This is a genomic window from Spectribacter acetivorans (genome assembly GCF_031846305.1).
GTDB classification, from domain to species: Bacteria; Pseudomonadota; Gammaproteobacteria; order Nevskiales; family Salinisphaeraceae; genus Spectribacter; species Spectribacter acetivorans.
In genome coordinates this window covers 44,280-65,107 of record NZ_JAVRHY010000007.1, presented here as the reverse complement: position 1 = coordinate 65,107, position 20,828 = coordinate 44,280, and the positions used below count along the sequence as shown (strand labels likewise).

The window sequence follows — 20,828 nt, the reverse complement described above, 5'->3', positions numbered from 1 at the left end:
ATGGCGCTAAAGTAAGTGTCCCGACCCCGACGGGCAGTTTCTCTCGCAATACGGCAGGCATGGACGCAATTTTCATGGATTTCTGGTCGGCATCGCTTCCGCTGCGATTGCTGGCCGCCTCACTTGTACTTCTGCTTCCGCTCTGGCTGCTGGTGCGGCTCTGGCGACACCGGTCCGGCCGACCCGGGTCCGCGCCGGGTTACGAGCGCGCCGGCGCCCTGTTGGGCGAAAACGACCGGACCTTCTACCGTCAGCTGGTCGAGGCGGTGGGCTCGCGCGGACAGGTGTTCGCCCGGGTGCAGGCGGCGTCGGTGGTGCTGCCGCGCAAGGGCTTGCCCCGCCGCCAGTGGCAGCAGGCGTTCGGACGGCTGGCGATGCGGCGGTTCGAGTTCGTGATCTGCCATGCCGGCAACGGCGAGCCACAGGTGGTGGTCGACACGGGCAATGATGCCCGGCGCGGCGATGCGTTTCTGAAGGAGGCCTGTCAGGCAGCCGGCGTCCCGGTCGTGCGGCTGGACCCGGCCGAGGGCCTGTCGGCCGCGGCTATCGGCAAGAAGCTGGAACCCTTCCTCTACGATCGTTACGACAGCATCGAAAGCATTTCCCCGCGCCGGGCGCTGCATGTGCCCGTCGACGATGAGACGTTCGCCGATAGCGATCCGCTGGGGCCGATCTCGCGCTAATCCCTGGTCTGTTTCCGTGCCCGTCCACCTTGATGTCGCTGCAAAATTATAGGACAACATTGTCTGATCGTTCGCGTTAGACTCGGTTTCACAAGCTGATAGAAATCCGACATGGTGCAGGAGGAGGCATGAGCAGACTTCAGAACAAGATTGCGGTGATCACGGGCGCCGGCACGGGCATCGGCCGCGCCTGCATGCAGATTTTCGCCGCGCAGGGCGCCACCGTGGTGGGCTGCTCGCGGACCCAGAAGAATCTCGACGACACACTCGCGCTGGTGACCGGCGATGGCGGCACGGGCATGGTGGTGGCGGCGGATCTGTCGTCCGAAGCCGGGGCGCAGAAACTCATCGACGCGACGCTGGCCGAGTACGGGCGCATCGATGTGCTTGTGAATGCCGCGGGCGTGGGATATTCCTGGGCCAATGAGTCCGAGGGCTCGATGGGGTCGGTGACAGATACGCCGCCGGACAAGTGGCGCGAAGTGATGGCCATCGATCTGGATTCGGTCTATCTGGTATCGCGGCTGGCGATCCAGGCGATGCAGAAGCAGGGCAGCGGCGCAGTCGTGAATATCGCATCGGTGCTGGGTTTCGTCGGCAACCCGGATGCCCATGCCTACACGGCGGCCAAGGGCGCCATCATCAACCTCACGCGCTCGATGTGCGCGACTTACACCGCCGACGGCATTCGCACCAACTGCGTGGCGCCCGGGTTCATCGACACCCCGATGATCGCCAGCCACGTCAGCCTGTTCGACGATGAGGCGGTGGCGGACCGGCTGTGTCCCATGCACCGCCCCGGCCAGCCCGAGGAAATCGCCCAGGGCTGCCTGTTCCTGGCCACGGATGAAGCCAGTTACGTCAACGGCACTACGCTGGTGATCGACGGCGGCACGCTGGCAAGAATCTAGGGGACTGCGTGAACCCGGCGGATCAACAGAGTTCGCCGGCCCGCGTGATGACCGCGATTACCCGTGGCATCGAGAATGGCCGGTATGTTCCGGGCCAGCGGCTGGTCGAAGCCGACCTGACCCGCGAACTCGGCGTCAGCCGCGGCCCGGTGCGGGAGGCGTTCAAGCGCCTGGCCGGCGAGGGCGTGCTCACCATCACCCGGCACCGGGGCGCGTTCATCCGCGCTCAGACACGCACGGAGGTGCGGGACACGCTGATCGTCCTGGAATCGCTCACCGGGCTGGCGGCCAAGCTGGCGGCTCGTCGCATTGACGAGCCGGGATGCCGGGAACAGGTGGAACAGGCCCGCGAACGGATCAGTCAGTACGAAAACACCGGCGAGACAATGGCATTCCTGGCGGAGCGGCGTGCCTTCTATGATTTGCTGATCTCGATCGGCGACAACCGCGAGCTCAGCCGCATCATGCCGCAGTTGCAGATCAGCCTGCTGCGGCTGCAGTTTCAGGGCTACATCACCCGCAAGCAGCACGAGAACCAGTACGAGGAACTCTGCGCCATCGCCGATGCCGTGCTGGCCGGCGATGCCAAACGGGCCGAACGGGCCACCCGCCTGCATCTCAGGCGTCGTCGCGTCAGCCTGATCGCCCTGCCGGATGAAGCCTATGCGGCCGCCGAACGCTGACAGGACGCCGGGATGAGTGTCCTCGTTACCGGCGGGACTCGCGGTATCGGGCTGGCGGTGGCGCGCTCGTTCGCGGTGCCGGGCTGCCAGATAGTCGTCAACTACCGTCAGGACCGGGCTGCTGCCGAGTCGGCGGTGGCCATGCTGGAATCGCAGGGCGCGGTTGCCAGGGCGATTGCTGCTGACGTTGGCACACCGGCTGGCTGTGCGGCGCTGCTTGCTGCCGTAACCAGCACCGGCGAGCCACTCGATCAATTGGTTCACTGTGCGGTACGCCCGCTGCCGGGCCCGGTGCTGGAGGCCGACCCCGATGCCTTCAACGCCGCCGTGCAGGTCAATGGCATGAGCCTCATGTATCTCGTGCAGGCGGCACTGCCGCACATGCGTCGCGGCTCGAGCGTGATCTATCTGACCAGCCGCGGCGGCCGGGTGGTGATCCCGAACTATGCCGCCATCGGGGTGGCCAAGGCGCTGGCCGAGAGCCTGATGCGGTACCTGGCGGTGGAACTTGCTCCGCGCGGCATTCGGATCAATGCGGTGGCGCCCGGCATCGTCGAAACCCAGGCGGTGACCACCCTGTTCGGCGAGCAGGCGCGGGAGCTGGTGGAACACGCCGCAGCGAGCAACCCCAGCGGGCGCGGCGTGACCGATGATGATTACACCAGCCTCATTCACTGGCTGGCCTCCGATGCGGCGGCCTATATCCAGGGCCAGGTGGTCTACGTCAACGGCGGCGCCAATCTGATGGCGTGATTCAGAGGCGTTCGATCAGGGTGGCGTTGGCCATGCCGCCGGATTCGCACATGGTCTGCAGGCCGTAGCGGCCGTTCGTCTCTTCCAGTACCCGTAGCAGATTCCCCAGCAGGCGAATGCCCGACGCACCAACCGGGTGTCCCAGGGCAATGGCGCCCCCGTGTACGTTGACGCGCTCGGGGTCGACGCCCAGTTCCTTCTGCCAGGCCAGCACCACGGAGGCGAAGGCCTCGTTGACTTCGAAGGCGTCGATCGCGTCCGGTGCTAGGCCGGCCCGTGCCAGCAGTTTGTGAGTGGCCGGAATCGGGCCGGTCAGCATCATCAGCGGGTCGTCGCCCACGACCGCGAAATGCGTCACCGCCGCGCGCGGGGTCAGGCCCAGCCGCAACGCCGTGCTCTCCTCGGCAATCAGCACCGCGCCGGCACCGTCGGTCACCTGGCTGCTGTTGCCGGCGGTTACCGACCAGTTGATGCCGGGAAAGCGGGCCTGCATGCGTTCGGACTCGAACGCCGGCGGCAGACCGCCGAGCTTTTCCAGCGTGCTGTTGCGGCGCAGCCCCTCGTCCCGGTCAACCGTGTTGCCGGCCACATCGACCGGTGCGATATCGCGCGACGTCGAGTTATTGTCTTCAGCGGCCGCCGCCCGCTGGTGCGAGCGCAGGGCGTACGCATCCAGGTCGTCGCGCGACAGGTTCCAGTGTGCCGCGATCAGCTCGGCGGAGATGCCCTGGCCGACCAGGCCGTCGGGATAACGCGCCGCGAAACGCGGGCCCAGATTGTCCCGGTCCAGACGATTGGCCTTCATCGGCACCCGGCTCATCATCTCCACACCGCCGGCAATGACTAGGTCATGCGCACCGGCGATCACCCCCTGGGCGGCAAAGTCGACGGCCTGCTGGGCGGAACCGCATTTGCGATCCAGCGATACGGCCGGCACCGATTCCGGCAAGCCGGCCGCCAGCACCGCCTGGCGTCCGATGTTGGCCGCCTGTTCGCCCACTTGCAGTACACAGCCGGTGATCACGTCCTCGATCAGCGAGGGATCGATGCCGTTTCGCGCCACCAGCGCGGCCAGGACGTGCGCGTAGAGGTCCACCGGGTGCATCGGTGCCAGCGCGCCGTCCGGGCGCGCGCGACCGAAGGGGGTGCGGACCAGATCGATGATGACGGCGCGGCGGGTCATGGTGCGACCCGGGGATTGGCGTACACTATACGTGTATAGCAAACCGTTGCCGGTGACATAGCATGCTTGCCATTCGTCTGCCCAAGGACATTGAAGAACGACTGGTCCGTCTGGCCGAGAAGACCGGTCGCACCAAGACCTACTACGCGCGTGAAGCAATTCTCGAACATATCGAAGATCTCGAGGATACCTATCTGGCCGAGGAGCGCCTGAACGCGTCCGATGCGCTGCGCTGGAGTCTGGATGATCTGGAGCGCGGGGTTGACCTGGAGCGTTGAGTTCGATGATCGGGCCAGGCGTGAGCTCCGGAAACTCGATCCGCCGGTCCAGCGTGATTTGTTGGCGTTTTTACGCGAACACATCGCTACCGCGGAGGATCCGCGCCGTTTTGGCAAGCCACTGCGCCACGGGATGCAGGGGCTTTGGCGGTATCGGCTCGGCTCGTATCGACTGATCTGTCGGATCGAGGATTCACGCATCACGGTACTGGTGCTGGCGGTTGGTCACCGAAAGACCGTCTATCGCTGAAAGGGCCGATTCCCCTCTCCCGCGTGCGGGAGAGGGGTCAGGGGAGAAGGTAGCGGGTTGGACACCATGCCGGTCGACATCGGATTCACCGCCGCAGCGTCAGATCCATGGCCGCGGACTGGATCTGCACCAGCGGCGAGCGGGCCGTCTTCATCAGGTGCTGTGCCTGGGCCAGTTCCGGTGAGGACAGCAGCGGAAAGTCGCGCCTGACCGGGCCGGCTGCCCACATGCGTTCGAGGTCCGCCTGGGGCACCAGGGCACGCAGAATCAGCTCGTCGTCATTGCTGGTGCCATAGCGCTGGCGCAGTTCGTCGATGGAGGGCTGTTCAGGCGGGTTGGCCAGCACCGCCCGCGCTCGTGGCGCGTTCAGAATGCGGTCCTTTATGTCCGCGTCGATTGGCGCGACGGGGTCGCCGTAGAAACCGGCGGCGTACTGGATCACCTCGTCGGGCACGGTGCTGTAGCGTTTGCCGGTAACCAGGTTCAGTACCGCCTGGGTGCCCACCAATTGCGAGAACGGCGTGGCCATGCCGGGATAACCCAGTTCGCGGCGCACGATCGCGGTTTCCTCCAGCACATCCTCGAAGCGGTCGGACAGGCCGTGCTGCACCAGCTGCGCCTTGAGCGTGCCGAGCATGCCGCCGGGGATCTGGTGCTGGGCGGCCAGCAGGTCGTATTCGTAGTACTGGTTGACCGGGAAACCGGCCGCCTTGCCCACGGCCTCCATGTGCTCGGCCACCGGGGCCAGTTTCGACTTGTCGATGTTGTGGGTATGACCCAGCTGTTCGACGTTCTTGACCATGATCTCGGTGGACGGCACCGAGGCGCCATTGGCCAGCGGCTTGGAGGCGGTGTGGATGATGTCCACGCCCAGATCGATGGCGTCGATGTAGGCCCGCGCCGACATGCCCAGGATGTTGTTGGAGTGGAACTCGATGGGCTTGCCGCGGGCGTTGGCTTTGATTGCCGGGATCAGGGTTTCCATGCGGCCGCGTTCGAGCACACCGGCGGTGTCGTAGAGCAGGATGGTGTCGATGTCGTCGCAGGCTGATAGCTTGTCGGCCTTGTCGGCATAGTATTCGTCGGTGTGCACCGGGCTCATGGTGAACATGATCGAGCCGGCGACTTCCGAGCCGAATTCCTTGGCCACCCCCGCCAGCCGGTGCATCTTGTCGATGTTGAACAGCACGTCGTAGATCCAGAACGAGCGGCAGCCGTGCACGTTCAACTGGCGCATCCAGGCGTCCATCAGCGCGTCCGGTGTGACCCCGAAGGTCACGGAGGCGTTGGCGCGCATGCCGCCGCGGATGGGCGTGTTCGGCATGGAATCAACCAGCAGGTCCAGCCCCTCCCAGGGATTTTCCCGGCAATACTTGATCAGCACCTCGAACATCGACGAGCCGGTCAGGTCGATCACGCGGAAGCCGGCCTGGTCCTGGATGGGGCTGATCGGCAGCGCCATGCCGGCCTGCATGCGCATGCCCCACAGGCTCTGCTGGCCGTCGCGGAAGGTGCAGTCGAGAAAGTCGATATGGGCCATGGCTTTCAGGAATCCTTGTCTTGGGCGAACGCCAGCAGGCCGGTCTGTTCCAGCCAGCGGGTGTCGATGCGGTTGGCGGCGAAATCCGGGTGCGCGGCGATGAAGCGCTGCAGCGGCAGGTTGGTGGCGATGCCTTCGATCTCGAAGTCGTTTAGTGCCTGCTGCAGGCGTTCGACCGCCTGGCCGCGATCGGCACCGTGCACGATCAGCTTGCCGATCATGCTGTCGTAGAACGGCGGAATCAGGCTGCTCGCGGTGCAGTGCGAGTCCAGCCGGACATGTTCGTCAGTCGGCGGCCGCCAGGCGGTGATCCGGCCCGGCGAAGGCCGGAAATCGTGGTTCGGGTCCTCGGCGTTGATGCGGACTTCGATGGCGTGACCGTCGATGCGGATATCATCCTGCGACAAGCCGAGGTCCTCGCCACCGGCCAGCCGTAGCTGGCAGGCGACCAGGTCGCGGCCGGTGGCCATCTCGGTGACCGGATGCTCCACCTGGATGCGGGCGTTGACCTCGATGAAGTGGAAATCCTGGCGGTCGACGTCGTACAGGAACTCCACCGTCCCGGCATTGCGGTAGTGCACGCCCGCAGCCAGATCCACCGCGGCGGCGTGCAGCTTCGTGCGCACGTCCTCGGGCATGGCGGCGCAGGGCGCTTCCTCCACCACCTTTTGATAGCGCCGCTGCACCGAGCAGTCGCGCTCGCCGAAGTGCCAGACGCCGCCTTCGCCGTCGCCGAGAATCTGGACCTCCACGTGGCGGGCGGTCTCGATATAGCGTTCCAGGTAGAGCGAGCCGTCGCCGAACGCCGCCTGCGCCTCGTTGGACGCGCGCTCGAACGAGGCCGCGATCTCGTCGCGGCTGCGAGCCACGAACATGCCCTTGCCGCCGCCGCCGGCCGAGGCCTTCATGACCACGGGGTAACCCAGTTCGTCCGCAGCGTCTGCTGCGTCGTTGGCATCGGTCAGCAGCGGGCTGCCCGGCACCAGCGGCACGCCGTTGCGCTGCGCCAGTTCGCGGGCACGCAGCTTGTCGCCGACCTGATCGATGGTTTCGGGCCGCGGACCGACAAATATCAGCCCCTCGTCCTCGCACAGCTTCGCGAACTCGGCGCGTTCCGACAGGAAGCCATAGCCGGGGTGAACGGCGTCGCAACCGGTGGCCTTGGCCGCGTGCACCACCAGCCGGGTGTCGAGATAGGACTTTCCGGCCGGTGCCGGGCCGAGTACCACGACCCGGTCGGCCGTCTCGGCGCCCAGGCCGTCGCGGTCGGCGGCGGATACACCCAGCACGGTTTCGATGTTCAGGCTCTGCGCAGCGCGGACCACGCGCAGGGCGATTTCTCCGCGGTTGGCAACGAACAGGCGACGAATGGGCATGACTCGGTGCTCGGTCCGCCTACGCGGGCTCGATGTAGAGCAGTGGCTGGTCGTGCTCGACCATCTCCCCGTCGCTCACACAAATGCGGCGTACGGTACCGGCCACGCCGCCGGTTACCGGGGTGAACAGTTTCATCACCTCGATCAGGCAGACCTCGGTATCCGCCTCCACGGTCTGACCTTCTTCCACATAGGGCGGCGCGCCGGGTTTTGGTGACCGGTAGAAGGTACCCAGATTCGGTGCCTTGACGGCGACCCAGTGATCGGGCGCGCCGGCGGCAGTCTGTGGCGCCGGCGCGGACGGCGCGGCAGTCGCCGGCTCGGGCACAGACGCCGCGGCAGTGGATGGCGGAGCCGGCGCTGCGGACGGCCCCCGGCCGATGCCGCGGGCCTGGCCGTCCTTGCTGACGAACAGGTGGGTATCGCCCACGCGCAGGTCCAGTTCGCGCCAGTCGGAGGCTTCGAACTGTTCCAGCAGGTGATTGATGTCGTCGGCGGTCAGGCCCGCCGGTTTGTCTTGCTCGGTCATTGAATCGCGCTCATGGGCTGTATCTCGGACGGCCGGCTACCGCCGGCCCTGGGACTGGCTTTCCGGTGTCGGCCGGCTTTCATTCGGCCCGTTGCCGGCAGCGATTGCCGCCAGCAACGGGGGCAGGGTGGGGTCGGCGACGATGAATGTCAGGCCGGCGATCAGTGCCGCGGCCACGCCCTCGTCGCTGGCGATGGCGCCGCCGCGGGCCGCGGTATGGCCGGCCAGCAGCTCGGCCAGGCGTTCGGGATCCTCGCCGCCTTCGATCCGGTCAAGGTCCAGGATGTTGGTGTCCGCCGGCGCATCCTCGGGGCGGTAGACGGCCAGCGGGCTGGCCTCGGCCGCCCAGGTCAGCAACTGTGCCAGGCGCTTGTCGGCCCGTTCGTCGGGAATCACCACGTCCAGCGCCCCGGCGTAGATTGCCCCCGCCGCGCCGTCCACGGTAACCGTTCGGCCGGCCAGGGTGGTGACGCTGGCGTCGCCGCAGCCGACGACGCAGGGCAGTCCCAGTGAACGCCCGACCACCGCCGCGTGCGAGGTGGAGCCGCCCTGTTCGGTCACTACCGCGGTGGCCGACAGCATGCCGTGAACATCGTCGGGGCTGGTGGTGGCGCGGGCCAGAACCACCGCTTCGCCGGCTGCGTGTCGCCGTTCGGCCTCGTCGGAATCGGTCACCACGATGCCCACGCCAACGCCTGGCGAGGCGCCCTGGCCGGTGGCAAGCGTTTCTGCGCGATCGGCCACGCCCTCGGCCAGATGCGGTTTGAGCAGGCTGCGGGCCTGGGACGCCGTGACCCGCTCGAGGACCTGCTGACGGTTGATGCGACCCTCGACCGCCATTTCCACCGCGGCACGCACGGCCGCGGCCGGCGCCCGCTTGGCGGTCCGCGATTGCAGCAGGTAGAGCGTGCCGTGCTGCACCGTGAATTCGATGTCCTGAATGTCGCCGTTCTCGGCCTCCAGCGTGTCGCCGGCCTGCATTAGCTGGTCATGGATCGCAGGCAACGCTGTCGCCAGTTCTTCGATGCGCTGCGGGGTGAATCGTCCGGAAACCACATCCTCGCCCTGGGCCCGAGCGAGATACTCGCCATAGGGCTTGCGCTCCCCGGTTAACGGGTCGCGGGTGAACAGCACGCCGGTGCCGCTGGTGTCATCGAGATTGCCGAACACCATGGCCTGAACCGTGACCGCCGTTCCCAGATCGTCCGGAATGTCGTGGTGCTTGCGATAGCGTTTGGCCCGGCGTGATTGCCAGGAATCGAACACCGCGCGCACGGCTGCGGCAAGCTGCTCGCGCACATCCTGCGGTACGCCCTGCGGCGCGGATTGCTCGATCGAGGCGCGCCACGCGGCCGGTTCGCTGTCGGGATCGAGATCCGGGTCGGGCAGCTTGAGCACGATGCCCGCGTAGAGTTCGTGAAACCGCCGGTAGGTGTCGCGGGCGAAACGCTCGTCGCCGGCTTCGGTCGCCAGCGCGGCCATGGTGGTTTCATTGATCCCGAGGTTGAGGATGGTGTCCATCATCCCGGGCATGGAAATCGCCGCGCCGGAACGTACCGAGATCAGCAGGGGCGAGGGCCCGGATCCGAAGGTTCGGTCGGTGCATTCTTCCAGCCAGGCCACGCCCGCGGCCAGCTCGTCCGTCAGGCCGGGTGGCAGGTCGCCTTCGGCCTGATAGGCGGCGCAGGCCTCGGTGGTCACCACGAATGCCGGCGGCACCGGGAGATCCAGCGAGCGCATGCGGGCGATGGACCAGGCCTTGCCGCCGATGCGTTCGCGCGGCGGCGGGGCGCTGCCGTCCAGAATGACTGTCCAGCGGGGCTCGTTCATTCCGAACGCTTGTTGCCGGTGATGCGGAGCAGGTCCTCGTGCAGCTCGAACCACACGGTGTGGTAGCTCTCGGTGCGGGCGTCGCTGACCCAGGCGGTGTCGCCGTCCTCGGCCTTCTCGAGCGCGGTCAGCAGCTTGTTCTTGTAGATGGACAGACGCGGCAGCTTCGCGGCCAGGCGGTCGAGCACACCTTCCACCCGCTCGTGCACGTCCCCGAGCTTATCGATGACCGCGTCGTCATACTCGGAATCGGAATGATCATTGGGGACCTGCTCGCCGCCCACCGTCATGGTCTGCCATTCGGTGATGACCTGTTTCAGGTCGACATTGATCTTCTCGAAATCCTGATACGCAGCCAGGAAGCCGTCATCCTCACGCAGGCCACTGAAGGCCTTGCGGTATTCGCCGGTCAGCGCCATCTGGGCGGCCGGCGCCAGCATCACCTTGTCGCCGGCCTGCTGGACTCGGCCGGCGGCGACGGCGTCGTCGACAATCTGCTGCACGGCGTCCCGGTCCAGGCCGGTGATGCCGGCCACCTCGTCCACGGTGGCGTGCTTCTTGATGGCGATGCCGTGCAGCACCAGATGCTTGGCTTGCATGGGGTTCTATTCCTCTCTTTCGGCGATCATGCGTTCGCGCACTTCGCGGCGCAGGATCTTGTTGGCGCCGCTCTTGGGCAGCTCTGGCCAGACGTCGATTCCCCGGGGCCGCTTGAAGTTGGCCAGATGTTCCTTCGCGTGGGCGAGCAGGGCATCGGTGTCCAGGTCCGGCCGACCGGCGACCACGGCGTGTACCCGGTCGCCCCATTTCTCGTCCGGCAGGCCCACGACCGCGGCCTCCACCACGCCCTCGAAGGCCAGCAGCACATCCTCCACCTCGCGCGGATAGACGTTGAAGCCGCCGGAAATGAGCATGTCGTTCTTGCGGTCGAGGATGTAGAAGAAGCCATCCTCGTCCATGGAGCCGACGTCGCCGGTGTGCAGCCACCCATTGCGAAACGCCTTGTCGGTGGCTTCGGGCCGATTCCAGTAATAGGCCATGGTCTGGGGTCCGCGGGTGACGATTTCACCGACCTCGCCGGGGGGCAGGGGATTGTCGTCGTCGTCGAAAACCGCCACGTCGGCGCAGGGGAACGGCCGGCCGCAGGAGCCGATGCGGTCGTGATCCTCCGGTTTCAGGCAGCTGATGACCATGGGTGATTCGGCCTGCCCGTAGACCTGGGCGAAAACCCGGCCGAAGCGGGTCTCGCCGCGTTCCAGCAGCCGCGGGGCGATCGGCGAGGCGCCGTAGGCGATGCGGCGAAAGCGGAGATCCGCGCCGTCGACCCCGGGGGCCTCCAGAATCATCGCCAGCATGGTCGGTACCAGGAACGTCAGGGTGGCGCCGCTGGCGTGCCCCAGTTCGACGAATTCCTGGGCATCGAACTTCGGCATGATCAGCGAGTGCACCCCGCGCACGATGGCCGGCAGGAAGAACGCCCCGGAGGCGTGGGCGATGGGCGCGGCGTGCAGGAAGGTGTCGCCTTCGCGCATGTCCGGCATCAGGTCGGACAGAAACGACGATATCTCCCACAGCTCGCCGCCCGTGGTCAGCGTTACGCCCTTGGGCTTGCCGGTAGTGCCGCCGGTAAAGCCCAGGCGATAGGGCGCGTCGAGGGGGCGATCGACCGCGCAGGGCGTCGCGTCGCCCTCGGCAATCAGCCGGGTCAGCCGATCCGGGCCGATATCGATTTCAATGTCCAGCCCGTCGATGCCGGCATGGATGACACCGCGGCTTCCGCTTTCGCCGAGTTTGTAACGGTGATCGTCGAGCGTCTCCCGCGTGTTCAGGCCCACCCGGACCAGTCCGGATTTGGCCAGCGCGTAATAGGCGATCAGACAGTCGATGCTGTTGGGCATGAGCACGCCGACGCGTTCGCCGGGGACCAGGCCTAGCGCCAGCAGCGCGTTGCCCAGGCGGTCGGTGGCGGCGTCGAATTCGGCGAAGCTGATGCGACGTTCGCCCTCGGTCAGGCAGGTCGCATCCCCGAACTGCTGCGCGGCGCGGCGGATCAGGCTGCCGATCTGCATGGCGTTGGCGGTTGGTGTCATTTCAGGATGCACTCAAGAGAAAGTAATTCGCTAAAAAGAAGAAGGAACCGCAGATTTCGCAGATTGCGCAGATTTATGAATAGAAAGAATGGAAAATCTTCCGCGGCCAGAACCGGAACAACGACGATGATCCGAAGAGAGGTTTCTTAATCAATCTGCCTTTATCGGGGTGCATCTGTGGATAAATCCTTCTTGAGAGAGTCTGCGAAAATCTGCGTAATCTGCGGTTACTGCCTTTCTTAAGGCTTGCGCAGTTTCTCGACATCATCCCGCCTGAGTCCGGCGCCCTTGTCCTGGAGGTTGCGCGAGCCGTTCTGTTGCAGCTTGTAGAGTCGCTCCACCGCTTCCGAGTCGTGGTTGTATTTCACCCAGGTCTCGTCCATGAAGCGGAACTCCTCGGTGCAGGTCGGCGGCGTATTCTCGCGGGCTCGGCGGTTGTATTCCTCGTAGCCGATGACCCCGGCGCTGGTTTGATAGCGGTCCTGCTTCGGATCCAGATAGGTCACGCCGGCCGAGATGTCGCCGACGCTGGGCACGTAATCCCCGTCGCGCAGGATCTGCTGACAGGAAATCGGCGAATAGATTTTCTGCGGCAGGTCCGAGTGCTGCATCATCGTGTATTCGCTGAACTGATGGCTCGGCCCGGCACCCACGCAGATGGTGCCGAGCATGTCCCGGCTGTATTCGTCGTTGAGTAGCGGGCGGAATCGTTCCGCGCGCTCGTCCACCTTCATCCAGTCGTCCGGGTCATAACAGCCGGCGACGTGGGCGAGGTCCTTGATGATGCCGTAGTAGGTCATTGCCCCGGCATCCAGCATCTGGTCGCGGGAATAGCCGGCAAAGCGCTTCCAGAGATTGGCGGTGGCTTCCTTCACGCGATCATTGAGCTCACGGAAGGTGGCGGTCAGTTCCTCGGCGCTGCCCATGCCCACCGGCACATAGCCGTCGGTGAGCGAATCGGAGGTGTACAGACCCACGCCGCAAAGGTGGTGCGACCGGAATTCCGGCTCCGACTCGAAGCTGCCCCAGTCGTCCAGAATGTTGAAGTGGCAATCCTGCACCGCCATGGTCACGGTGAGATTGTTGTAGGGTACGTCGGCGGCTACGCCGTCCAGCCAGGGCAGGTCGCATTCGGCCAGGTCCATAAAATCGCGCACCAGGAGTTCGCGCTTCTTGCCGTCCTTCTCGCCCAGGTTGTAGGGGCCGTGGTTGTGCAGGCTGATGCGCGACTCGCAGGCGATCAGGAACGCGTACTGGGAGGCCGAGGCCACGAAGGTGTGGGCGGCTTCGTGCAGCTCGTCGCCCTCGGCGCAGTCGTAGAGGTCGGCATGGAATACCTGGAGCTGACGCTCGGGCAGGATCTGCGCCCGGTGGCCGGCCTGGGCGGCGGTCAGGTGCCCGTGGTTGCGGCGCCAGGACAGCTGGAACCGCTTCCAGAAATCCAGCACATAGGCCACGTCCTCGGCAGCATCCTGGGGCCGGATTACGCCCATGTTGATCATCCACTCCCGGCCCAGCAGGTAGAAGCAGGGCAGGCCCCACATGGCCACCGCCTGGCAGCGAATGCCCATGTTGCGCATGCGGTCGCCGATTTCTTCCGCCTTCATGTGGCGCTCGATCTTGGCCAGCAGTGAGGGGTAGCGGTAGAAGGCCATGGCGTACGACAGCAGCATGTAGGCCGGCACCGGAAACAGCTTGGATTCCTGCACCGTGCGGGTCACGCACAGCCAGTAGGTTTCGTCGCCATTGATCTGCAGGAGATTGTTGGTCTCCAGCAGTTGCGGGTAATCGAGTTTCATGCGGGACATGCGGCGCTCCCTTACTTGTTGCGACGCCAGACGCGGGCGGTGACTTCACGGCCGGACTGATAATCGTCGGCCGTCTTGGCTTTGGCGGTGACCTCGATTTCCACCGTGTCGCCCTCCATGATCCCGTCCACCCGGGCGTTCATCAGGCAGGGGATGCCGTACTCGCGGGTCAGGATGCCCAGGTGCGAACGCACCGTGCCGCCGGCGCAGATCACGCCCTTGAACTGTTCCAGGATCGGCGCGGTAAGGGTGCCGCCGGAATCGTCAATCACCGCGATGGTGTTGTCCGGCACGCCGTCGGTGAGCCACTGCAGCACCCGGGCGCTGGCGCGCACGTAGCGGGCCGTGCCGGTGAGGTTGTCGCCGTACTTGACCACGTTGTCACCGCAACCGCGCTGTTCGCGGCCGTCGGCGTCGGGTTCGCCGGTGGGGGCGTCGGGATGCTGGAAGCAGAAGCTCTTGAGGTCGTCATCGCTCACGCCGGCGGCCGGCTGGTAGGCGTCGGGGCGTTCCTGCGGCGAGATCGCTGCCGACCAGTCGAACCGATGGCCGGTCTCCAGCAATTGCTGCTCGACCGCGCGCAAATCCTCGGCACTGAACGTCGAGGCCACGTCGCCGGTGATCAGGGTCGACCAGTCGCCGTCGTTGGTGTCGAGCCGATCTCGGATCAGCTCGTGAATTGCGCCATGAAACGCATCGGCTACGGCCGAGGGCGTCTGGTCGCCGAACTTGTCGGCGTCGAGGGGTAAACGTGCCATGGTCTCCTCCATCTGGCCGGTTGCCCGATTATGGTGTTGTCTGTCGGCGGTCTCGTAAGGGCAGGTTGTCGTGCCACTGGCCACCGATCAGCGTTGTCATCGATTGTAGTACAATATTGTGTAACCCTACGCAACCCGATCAACGATCGGCGGGACTACCGCAAGGCGGTCGACCGCCGACCCGGCATGAGGAAGCGCCGTGTCCCGACTTGCCCAGGAACGGGTGCTGCTGGTCAATGATGACGGCATCAATGCGCCCGGCATGCAGCTGCTGACCCGGCTGCTTGAACCCGTGTGTGGCGAACTATGGGTGATCGCGCCGGACAGCGAACGCTCCGGTTCGGCGCACGCCATTTCGGTCACGGTGCCGATCCGCGCCAGCGAGGTGGCGCCCCGGCGCATCGCCATCCAGGGCACACCGACCGACTGCGTGATTCTCGCGCGGCGGCACTTCATGAAGGATGAGCCGCCCACCCTGGTGGTGTCCGGCATCAATCGCGGGGCCAACCTGGGTGACGATGTGACCTACTCCGGCACCACCTCCGCCGCGCTGGAAGCCACCCTCTGCGGCATCCCCGCCGTGGCCCTGAGCCAGATATTCACCTTCGGCCAAGACGTGCCCTGGGAGACCGCCGAGCGTTTCACGGTGCCGATGTTGGAAACCCTGCTGGCCCGGGACTGGCCGGCGGGGGTGTACTACAACGTCAATTTCCCCGATTGCGCCCCGGAATCGGTCACCGGTCCGCGCGCGGCGCGGCAGGGTCAGCGGGCCGCAGCCTCGTTCGTGCCGGAGCGACGCATCGACGGCCGCGATGTGCCCTACTGGTGGATCTGCCTGGATTACGGCCCGGCGCCGGATCAGCCGGGTACCGATCTGGCAGTCACGGCGGACAACGCTATTTCGGTGACGCCGCTGCAGACCGACATGACCTGCGGTTCGACCCTGGCCGCCATGGCCGATGACCTGCCCGACAGGGTCGCCCCGGCCTGAAACGCGTGGGACGCGTTCGGCTTGGATAACCCGCCGCTGTGCGGGACGCGGCCGGTGGTTGTTAGCCCGGCCTGCGCACGGCCCTGCAACCCGCGGCGCGCTGGAATGACTCGTCCGCGCGAAAGCGATGACTGCTCTGGGTCAGCAGCAGCAGCGTCAGCAACAGGCAGAAAACCACGCCCGCGCCCGCGGTGACCAGCGCATGTATCAGCCAGGTCTGGCGGTAGTCGCCAGGAAGTCCGCGTACGTCCAGCCGGAATGCGCGTCCGTTCAGTTCAATCTCATCCGTCCAGTGGAACGGCAGCTGCGCGGTGACACCGTTATGGCCGATCACGCGGCTGGCTTCGCCGGTACCGTCGTTGCTCAGGCGGACATCCAGCGGGCCCTCGAATCCATCCGGCACGATGGTCGCGGCAAGTCGTGGAAGGTTCACCAGCGCCATGATCATGCTCTCCGGCGTATCCCTTGTCCGGATCAGCCAGCTGTCGTCATTCTCGATCGCCTGTCCACTGGAAAGCAGCAGGTCAGACGCGTGCGGCCCGGCCATGTGGAACGCTTCGCCGGCGTGGTTGAAACTGGTGCGGAACGGATCGCGTTGACGAAGGGCCGCCCGGACGCCATCGTCACGCGCCAGATCGAAAAGTCGTTTGCGTTCCGAGGCCATCACGCTCTGACTCGATGCCCTGCGAAGCGACTCGTGCAGGGAGCCCCCCGCGGTCGGCATCCGGCCCAGCCAGTCAACCGCAGGGGCCTCCTGCAAGCGGCTGGCCGCGACCCGGTTGAACTCGCCGGGTCGCACTCGCTCCGACCCCTCGAACAGCGCAGCCAGAGATGAGAGTGTGCGGTTGTGCAGTGCCACTACGTGCTGCAGTTCGTGCTGGACGGTTCTGGCCGCAAAGTCGAACTCCGCGTGTTGTTGTCGCGATAACAGGAAGCTGCTGGTCACCTGCGCCACCACCACCGGCAGACTTGCCAGCAGCATCGGTACGGCCACCGAGAGCAACCGGGGTCGCCACACGCGCCGGGGCCGTCCGACCAGGCTCAAGCCCAACAGCCCGAACAGGATCACCCCGGTCACATCACCGAGCCACCAGGTCAGCCAGTGTACGGCGACCGGCTCGAGTGCAAAGATTCCGCCGCCGTAGAGGGCGGCCGTGGCAATGCTGGCGCTGACAGCGCAGGCGACCGGCCCGGCCAGAATTAGGAATTTCAGGATTGCCTCAAGCCGATCGAGTTTGGTGGGATACCCGACGAAATGACGGACCAGCCCGGCGCCGACAGCAGCCTGAAAGGCCGCGCCGATGCCAATCACCATCGCCATCACCACTGTTCCGCCCGGAGACAGCGCGTGCGAAATGTCGCTGAGTAACATGAAGTTCAGGATCGATGCGCCGAGGAAGACGCCGGGCAGATATCGAAATCCGCCGCACAGAACTGCCACGAAAGCCAGTCCGGCAGCCGGCCATATGCCGGTGGCGTAGCTGGGGTCGGGTGCCAGCAGAATACTGACGCGGCCGGTGCCGAAATAGGCGGCGGCAAGGAGAAGATTCAGGGGAAAAGCGTTCAAGCGGAAATGCATGTTGATCGGCCACGCTGGCAGTGATTGATGACCCGTGTACCCGGGTTTCGGGGAGGGTATCGGCCATTACCAATCCGGCTTGAGGGGTACCCGCCAAACGGGCGAATTTGGTGCTGCTACGATATTGCGTGGCATGCGGGGCTATAGCTCAGTCGGATAGAGCAGCCGCCTCCTAAGCGGCAGGTCGCAGGTTCGAATCCTGCTAGCCCCACCAATATCTCACCGGCTCTGGTGGTCGTTTGGCCTGGTCGTCGCAGGCTGCCAAGCCCGTCCATGGGCTTGGCCCTTCGGGCCGGCCTGCGGCCGTCCGGATTCGTTCCTGACGAGGTCGCTTAATCCAACCAGCTCCCCCATATTCGTCCATGGGATTGCTGCGCCTGTTGGGCCGGGTAATCTCCGTGGGAATGACGGATTCAACCGGCGTCCGGCTCCGATTTTTCTGGTGTGCCGGGCGAGCGGCGGAACCAGCGAGCCAGTGTCGGATCGTCCCAGACCGGCGTTACCGTGGTGGGCAGGGGCAACGGTCGACCCAGACGCAGCCAGCGCTGGTCCGGGCTGTGGAAGTCGGAGCCCACCGATCCGAGCAGTCCTCGGTCAGCGGCCGCATCGGCCATCCGGATAATGCCGTTGGGGGTGCTGTTGCCGCAGACCACTTCCATCGCCCGGCCGCCGGCACTCTGGAAGGCGTCGAGCATGCGCCGTTGCCAGGCGCCGGTCATGTCGTAGGCCAGGGGATGGGCCAGAACCGCCACGCCATCCGCCGCGTGGATGGTGGCTACAGTCGCTTCGAGCTCCGCCCAGGTCACGCCGACGTGGACCGGCTTGCCTGGTTTGAGAAACCGCTTGAAGCATTGCTTGACGGTGCGGCAGCGTCCTTCTTCGATCAGCAGTCGCGCGACATGCGCCCGCGTGATCTGGCCGCCGGCCGACAGTGCCTCTATGCGTTCCCGCGCTTGCGCCACGCCGATTCGTTCAAGGCGTTCCAGAATGGCGTCTGTCCGCTCAGCACGCCGTTGCTGCAGATCCGCAAGCTGTTCCCGCAAGCTCGGATGCGAGGTGTCGAAGCCGAGCCCGACGATATGCAGCGTGCGCTTTTCCCAGGTGACGGAAATTTCGACGCCGGGTACCAACTGCATGCCCAGCTCGGCGGCGGTGGCGTTCGCCTCGCCCAGCCCGGCGACAGTGTCGTGATCGGTTAGCGCCAGAGTGCGGACGCCGCCGGCATGCGCAGCCCGCACCAACGCCGCGGGCGTCAGCGTGCCGTCGGAGGCGGTTGAATGGGTATGCAGGTCGACCGGCTCGGGGTGGCGTGTGGCATTGCGCGGCATCGCACCCAGCATAGCGCGTCGGCGGCGTGCCGGTGGGGGTGTGGTAATTTCGTTTCGGGAAGACGTGCTATTCATCGGGGTACAGACGTGCAGAAGTCGGTTGCGACGGGCTTGCTTGGGGTCCTTTTGTTTTTCGCCGGGGGGGTGGCCCAGGCGCAGGACACGCGGACCATCGGTTTCGAGCAGCTCCGCGCCGGTGAGGCGATCCGCCTAAGCGGGTTGGATAACGACGCCACGCTCGACTTCGGGATTCCCCGCGAGGAAGCAGTGACCGCGGCAGCGCTCGATCTGTCGATGGCGCTTTCTCCGGCCCTGTTGCCTCAGCTGTCCCACGTCAACGTCCGGCTCAACGGTCGCTTCGTGGACACCATCGTCGTGGATGAAACCCGGAGCGGCGCGCGCATCGAATCATCGCTGGCTGTCGACCCGCGGCTGTTCGCCGACTACAACCAGCTGCAACTGGAGTTCATCGGGCATTACGCCGAGCAGTGCGAAAATCCGGCCCATTCCAGCCTGTGGGTCGAAATCAGTCCGGAAAGCCGCCTGACGCTGGATACCGAGCTTCTCGACATCCGTACGGGTCTGTCCGCACTACCGGTGCCTTTCTTTGACCCGCGCGATAACCGGGAACTGCTGTTGCCGGTGGTATTCGGCGGCTCGCCGTCGCCGGCCATGCTCGAGGCGGCCGGCATGCTCGCCGGCTGGTTCGGCATGCAGGCGTCGTATCGCGGTGCCCGGTTCCCGGTGTCGGTGAGGGGCATGCCGGACCGGCACGCTCTGGTACTGGCGACCAACGAGACTCTGCCGGCAGGCCTGGATGCAGCACCGGTGGAACAGCCGACGGTGTCGGTGCTGTCATCTCCCGACAATCCCCGCATCAAGCGACTGCTGGTGCAGGGTGCGACTGTGGATCAGGTGCGCACGGCGGCACTCGGTCTGATCGAGGGGCAGATTCTCATGACCGGAGATCGCGCCACGGTGGAGTCGGTACAGCCGCCCCCGCCGCGTGCCTTGAACGATGTGCCGGCCTGGATGGATACCGATCGGCCGGTGCGTCTGGGAGACCTGGCGGACAGTGCCGAATCGCTCCAGGTGAAAGGTCATCGGCCGCTACCGATAACCATCAACGCCCGTATCCCGCCGGATCTCTACACCGGTTTCTTCGAGGGCGTGGACATGGATCTGCGCTACCGCTATACCCGGCCGTCGGCGCCGGATGGCTCCCGGCTGGCGGTGCTGGTGAATAATCGCTTTGTCCGCTCGCTGGCGCTGCAACCGGATACGTCCGACAGCCAGGCATCACGCATCCAGTTGCCGCTGCTGGACCGTGATCGTTCGCAGGCCCGCGATGAACTGCGGCTGCCGGCCTTTCAGCTTGGCACGGACAATCGCCTGCAGTTTCATTTTTCCCACGATTTCCAGCAGGCCGGTGCCTGCCAGAGCGCGCCGAGCGCCAATGTCTACGCCGCCATCGATCCGGATTCCACCATCGACCTCACCGGCTTTCCCCGCCATGCGCCGATGCCGGATCTGGCGCTATTCGCCAACGCGGGCTATCCATTCACGCGTTACGCGGACCTCTCCCGCACCACCGCGGTGCTGCCGGACAGCTATGCGGCAACCGATATCGAGGCATTGCTGTTCACGCTCGGCCGCCTGGGACGGCTGAGCGGGTTGACCGGCACCCGGGTCGAGGTGGTCCGGCAATCGGATCTTGGTGAATCGAACGACGACCTCTTGCTGGTGGGTGCCGAGCCGGATTGGCTGCGGCAATCGACCGGCGATGCCGACGACAGCGGACCGCCGCTTCTGGTCGAATCGGCGCGACGCACGCTGCGCCGCGCCGCCGAGTCGACATCGGGTCTGACGACCACCATCCGCGCCCGGGGCGATCTCGGGATGCTGGTCGGTTTCGAGTCGCCGTTTGCGCCCGGGTCGTCGGTGGTGGCGGTGGCGGGCAATTCCGCGGCCGGGCTGCAACAGGCGGTGTCGGTCCTGGCCGATCCGGCGCGTATCGATCGGGTGCGCCACGGCGTGACGGTGGTCACCAACGAGCAGGTCCGCAGCGTGAATACCGGCCATACCTATGCCATCGGCAATCTGACCTGGTGGCAACGGGTCTGGCTCTACTTTGCCGGCCACCCGTTACTGCTGACGGTGCTGGCCGTCGTGGCCGGACTGATTCTCGCCGTGCTGGCGTTCTGGCTGCTCCGGGGCGTAGCCGCCGCCCGAACCCGTCACTGACGCCGGCATCGAGG

The 20,828-nt window shown here is 65.8% G+C and carries 19 protein-coding genes and 1 tRNA gene; 9 read left to right on the top strand and 11 right to left on the bottom strand.

All coding sequences use genetic code 11. The features are described from left to right. Positions 1 to 59 precede the first annotated feature (59 nt). The 4 genes from RM531_RS09475 to RM531_RS09460 all read left to right on the top strand — a co-directional run bounded on the left by RM531_RS09475 (position 60) and on the right by RM531_RS09460 (position 3,030). Complete coding sequence (locus tag RM531_RS09475; RefSeq protein WP_311658884.1) at positions 60 to 683, top strand: DUF2726 domain-containing protein; 624 nt, start codon at positions 60 to 62, stop codon at positions 681 to 683. Positions 684 to 811: 128 nt separating this feature from the next. Then, entirely contained in the window at positions 812 to 1,594 is a 783-nt protein-coding gene (locus tag RM531_RS09470) for an SDR family NAD(P)-dependent oxidoreductase (RefSeq protein ID WP_311658883.1), read from the top strand. A 47-nt stretch (positions 1,595 to 1,641) separates the two neighbouring features. Further along, the gene (locus RM531_RS09465) at positions 1,642 to 2,277 is read left to right on the top strand and encodes a GntR family transcriptional regulator (protein WP_311658882.1); all 636 of its coding nucleotides are present in this window, start codon (positions 1,642 to 1,644) and stop codon (positions 2,275 to 2,277) included. A 12-nt stretch (positions 2,278 to 2,289) separates the two neighbouring features. After that, a complete protein-coding gene (locus tag RM531_RS09460; protein WP_311658880.1) occupies positions 2,290 to 3,030 on the top strand; it encodes an SDR family NAD(P)-dependent oxidoreductase in 741 nt (246 codons plus the stop codon). 1 nt (position 3,031) lies between these two features. Here the strand turns inward: RM531_RS09460 and RM531_RS09455 are convergent, their stop codons facing one another. Beyond that, positions 3,032 to 4,213 carry a thiolase family protein gene (locus RM531_RS09455; protein WP_311658879.1) on the bottom strand — a complete coding sequence of 394 codons (1,182 nt, stop codon included), beginning with the start codon at positions 4,211 to 4,213 and terminating at the stop codon, positions 3,032 to 3,034. A gap of 62 nt (positions 4,214 to 4,275) precedes the next feature. Between RM531_RS09455 and relB the strand changes: the two genes are divergently transcribed. Both relB and RM531_RS09445 read left to right on the top strand, forming a co-directional pair. Further along, a complete protein-coding gene (gene relB, locus RM531_RS09450; protein WP_311658878.1) occupies positions 4,276 to 4,491 on the top strand; it encodes a type II toxin-antitoxin system RelB family antitoxin in 216 nt (71 codons plus the stop codon). Continuing rightward, complete coding sequence (locus tag RM531_RS09445) at positions 4,457 to 4,741, top strand: type II toxin-antitoxin system RelE family toxin (RefSeq protein ID WP_311658877.1); 285 nt, start codon at positions 4,457 to 4,459, stop codon at positions 4,739 to 4,741. Before relB ends, RM531_RS09445 begins: the two co-directional genes overlap by 35 nt. 85 nt (positions 4,742 to 4,826) lie before the next feature. Here the strand turns inward: RM531_RS09445 and RM531_RS09440 are convergent, their stop codons facing one another. The 8 genes from RM531_RS09440 to RM531_RS09405 all read right to left on the bottom strand — a co-directional run bounded on the left by RM531_RS09440 (position 4,827) and on the right by RM531_RS09405 (position 14,672). Continuing rightward, the gene (locus RM531_RS09440; RefSeq protein ID WP_311658876.1) at positions 4,827 to 6,281 is read right to left on the bottom strand and encodes a hypothetical protein; all 1,455 of its coding nucleotides are present in this window, start codon (positions 6,279 to 6,281) and stop codon (positions 4,827 to 4,829) included. A 5-nt stretch (positions 6,282 to 6,286) separates the two neighbouring features. Then, a complete protein-coding gene (locus RM531_RS09435) occupies positions 6,287 to 7,657 on the bottom strand; it encodes an acetyl-CoA carboxylase biotin carboxylase subunit (RefSeq protein ID WP_311658875.1) in 1,371 nt (456 codons plus the stop codon). Between the two features lie 19 nt (positions 7,658 to 7,676). Further along, positions 7,677 to 8,186, bottom strand: coding sequence for an acetyl-CoA carboxylase biotin carboxyl carrier protein (gene accB / locus RM531_RS09430; protein WP_311658874.1), 510 nt, complete (start codon positions 8,184 to 8,186; stop codon positions 7,677 to 7,679). A 36-nt stretch (positions 8,187 to 8,222) separates the two neighbouring features. Continuing rightward, positions 8,223 to 10,016, bottom strand: a complete 1,794-nt coding sequence (locus RM531_RS09425; protein WP_311658873.1) for a pyruvate, phosphate dikinase — start codon at positions 10,014 to 10,016, stop codon at positions 8,223 to 8,225. Beyond that, positions 10,013 to 10,615, bottom strand: coding sequence for a hypothetical protein (locus RM531_RS09420; RefSeq protein WP_311658872.1), 603 nt, complete (start codon positions 10,613 to 10,615; stop codon positions 10,013 to 10,015). The genes RM531_RS09425 and RM531_RS09420 overlap by 4 nt, the downstream gene beginning before the upstream one ends. A 6-nt stretch (positions 10,616 to 10,621) precedes the next feature. Continuing rightward, complete coding sequence (locus tag RM531_RS09415; protein WP_311658871.1) at positions 10,622 to 12,106, bottom strand: class I adenylate-forming enzyme family protein; 1,485 nt, start codon at positions 12,104 to 12,106, stop codon at positions 10,622 to 10,624. A gap of 239 nt (positions 12,107 to 12,345) precedes the next feature. After that, positions 12,346 to 13,914: a hypothetical protein gene (locus RM531_RS09410; protein ID WP_311658870.1), complete on the bottom strand. Its 1,569-nt coding sequence runs from the start codon at positions 13,912 to 13,914 to the stop codon at positions 12,346 to 12,348. 11 nt (positions 13,915 to 13,925) lie between these two features. Next, positions 13,926 to 14,672, bottom strand: a complete 747-nt coding sequence (locus RM531_RS09405; RefSeq protein ID WP_311658869.1) for a PEP-utilizing enzyme — start codon at positions 14,670 to 14,672, stop codon at positions 13,926 to 13,928. A gap of 199 nt (positions 14,673 to 14,871) precedes the next feature. On the opposite strand from RM531_RS09405, the gene surE reads away from it, so the two are divergent. Then, positions 14,872 to 15,663, top strand: coding sequence for a 5'/3'-nucleotidase SurE (gene surE, locus RM531_RS09400; RefSeq protein ID WP_311658868.1), 792 nt, complete (start codon positions 14,872 to 14,874; stop codon positions 15,661 to 15,663). A gap of 61 nt (positions 15,664 to 15,724) precedes the next feature. Here surE and RM531_RS09395 read toward each other — a convergent pair whose 3' ends face one another. Then, positions 15,725 to 17,242 carry an MASE1 domain-containing protein gene (locus tag RM531_RS09395; RefSeq protein WP_311658867.1) on the bottom strand — a complete coding sequence of 506 codons (1,518 nt, stop codon included), beginning with the start codon at positions 17,240 to 17,242 and terminating at the stop codon, positions 15,725 to 15,727. Positions 17,243 to 17,379: 137 nt separating this feature from the next. Between RM531_RS09395 and RM531_RS09390 the strand changes: the two genes are divergently transcribed. Continuing rightward, positions 17,380 to 17,456: transfer RNA gene (locus RM531_RS09390), tRNA-Arg, on the top strand. Between the two features lie 199 nt (positions 17,457 to 17,655). Here RM531_RS09390 and RM531_RS09385 read toward each other — a convergent pair. Then, positions 17,656 to 18,582 (bottom strand): PHP domain-containing protein, encoded by a 927-nt coding sequence (locus tag RM531_RS09385; RefSeq protein WP_311658865.1) that lies wholly within the window; start codon positions 18,580 to 18,582, stop codon positions 17,656 to 17,658. 114 nt (positions 18,583 to 18,696) lie between these two features. Here RM531_RS09385 and bcsB point away from each other — a divergent pair, with 114 nt between their 5' ends. Beyond that, positions 18,697 to 20,814, top strand: a complete 2,118-nt coding sequence (gene bcsB / locus RM531_RS09380; RefSeq protein WP_311658863.1) for a cellulose biosynthesis cyclic di-GMP-binding regulatory protein BcsB — start codon at positions 18,697 to 18,699, stop codon at positions 20,812 to 20,814. Positions 20,815 to 20,828: the final 14 nt, after the last annotated feature.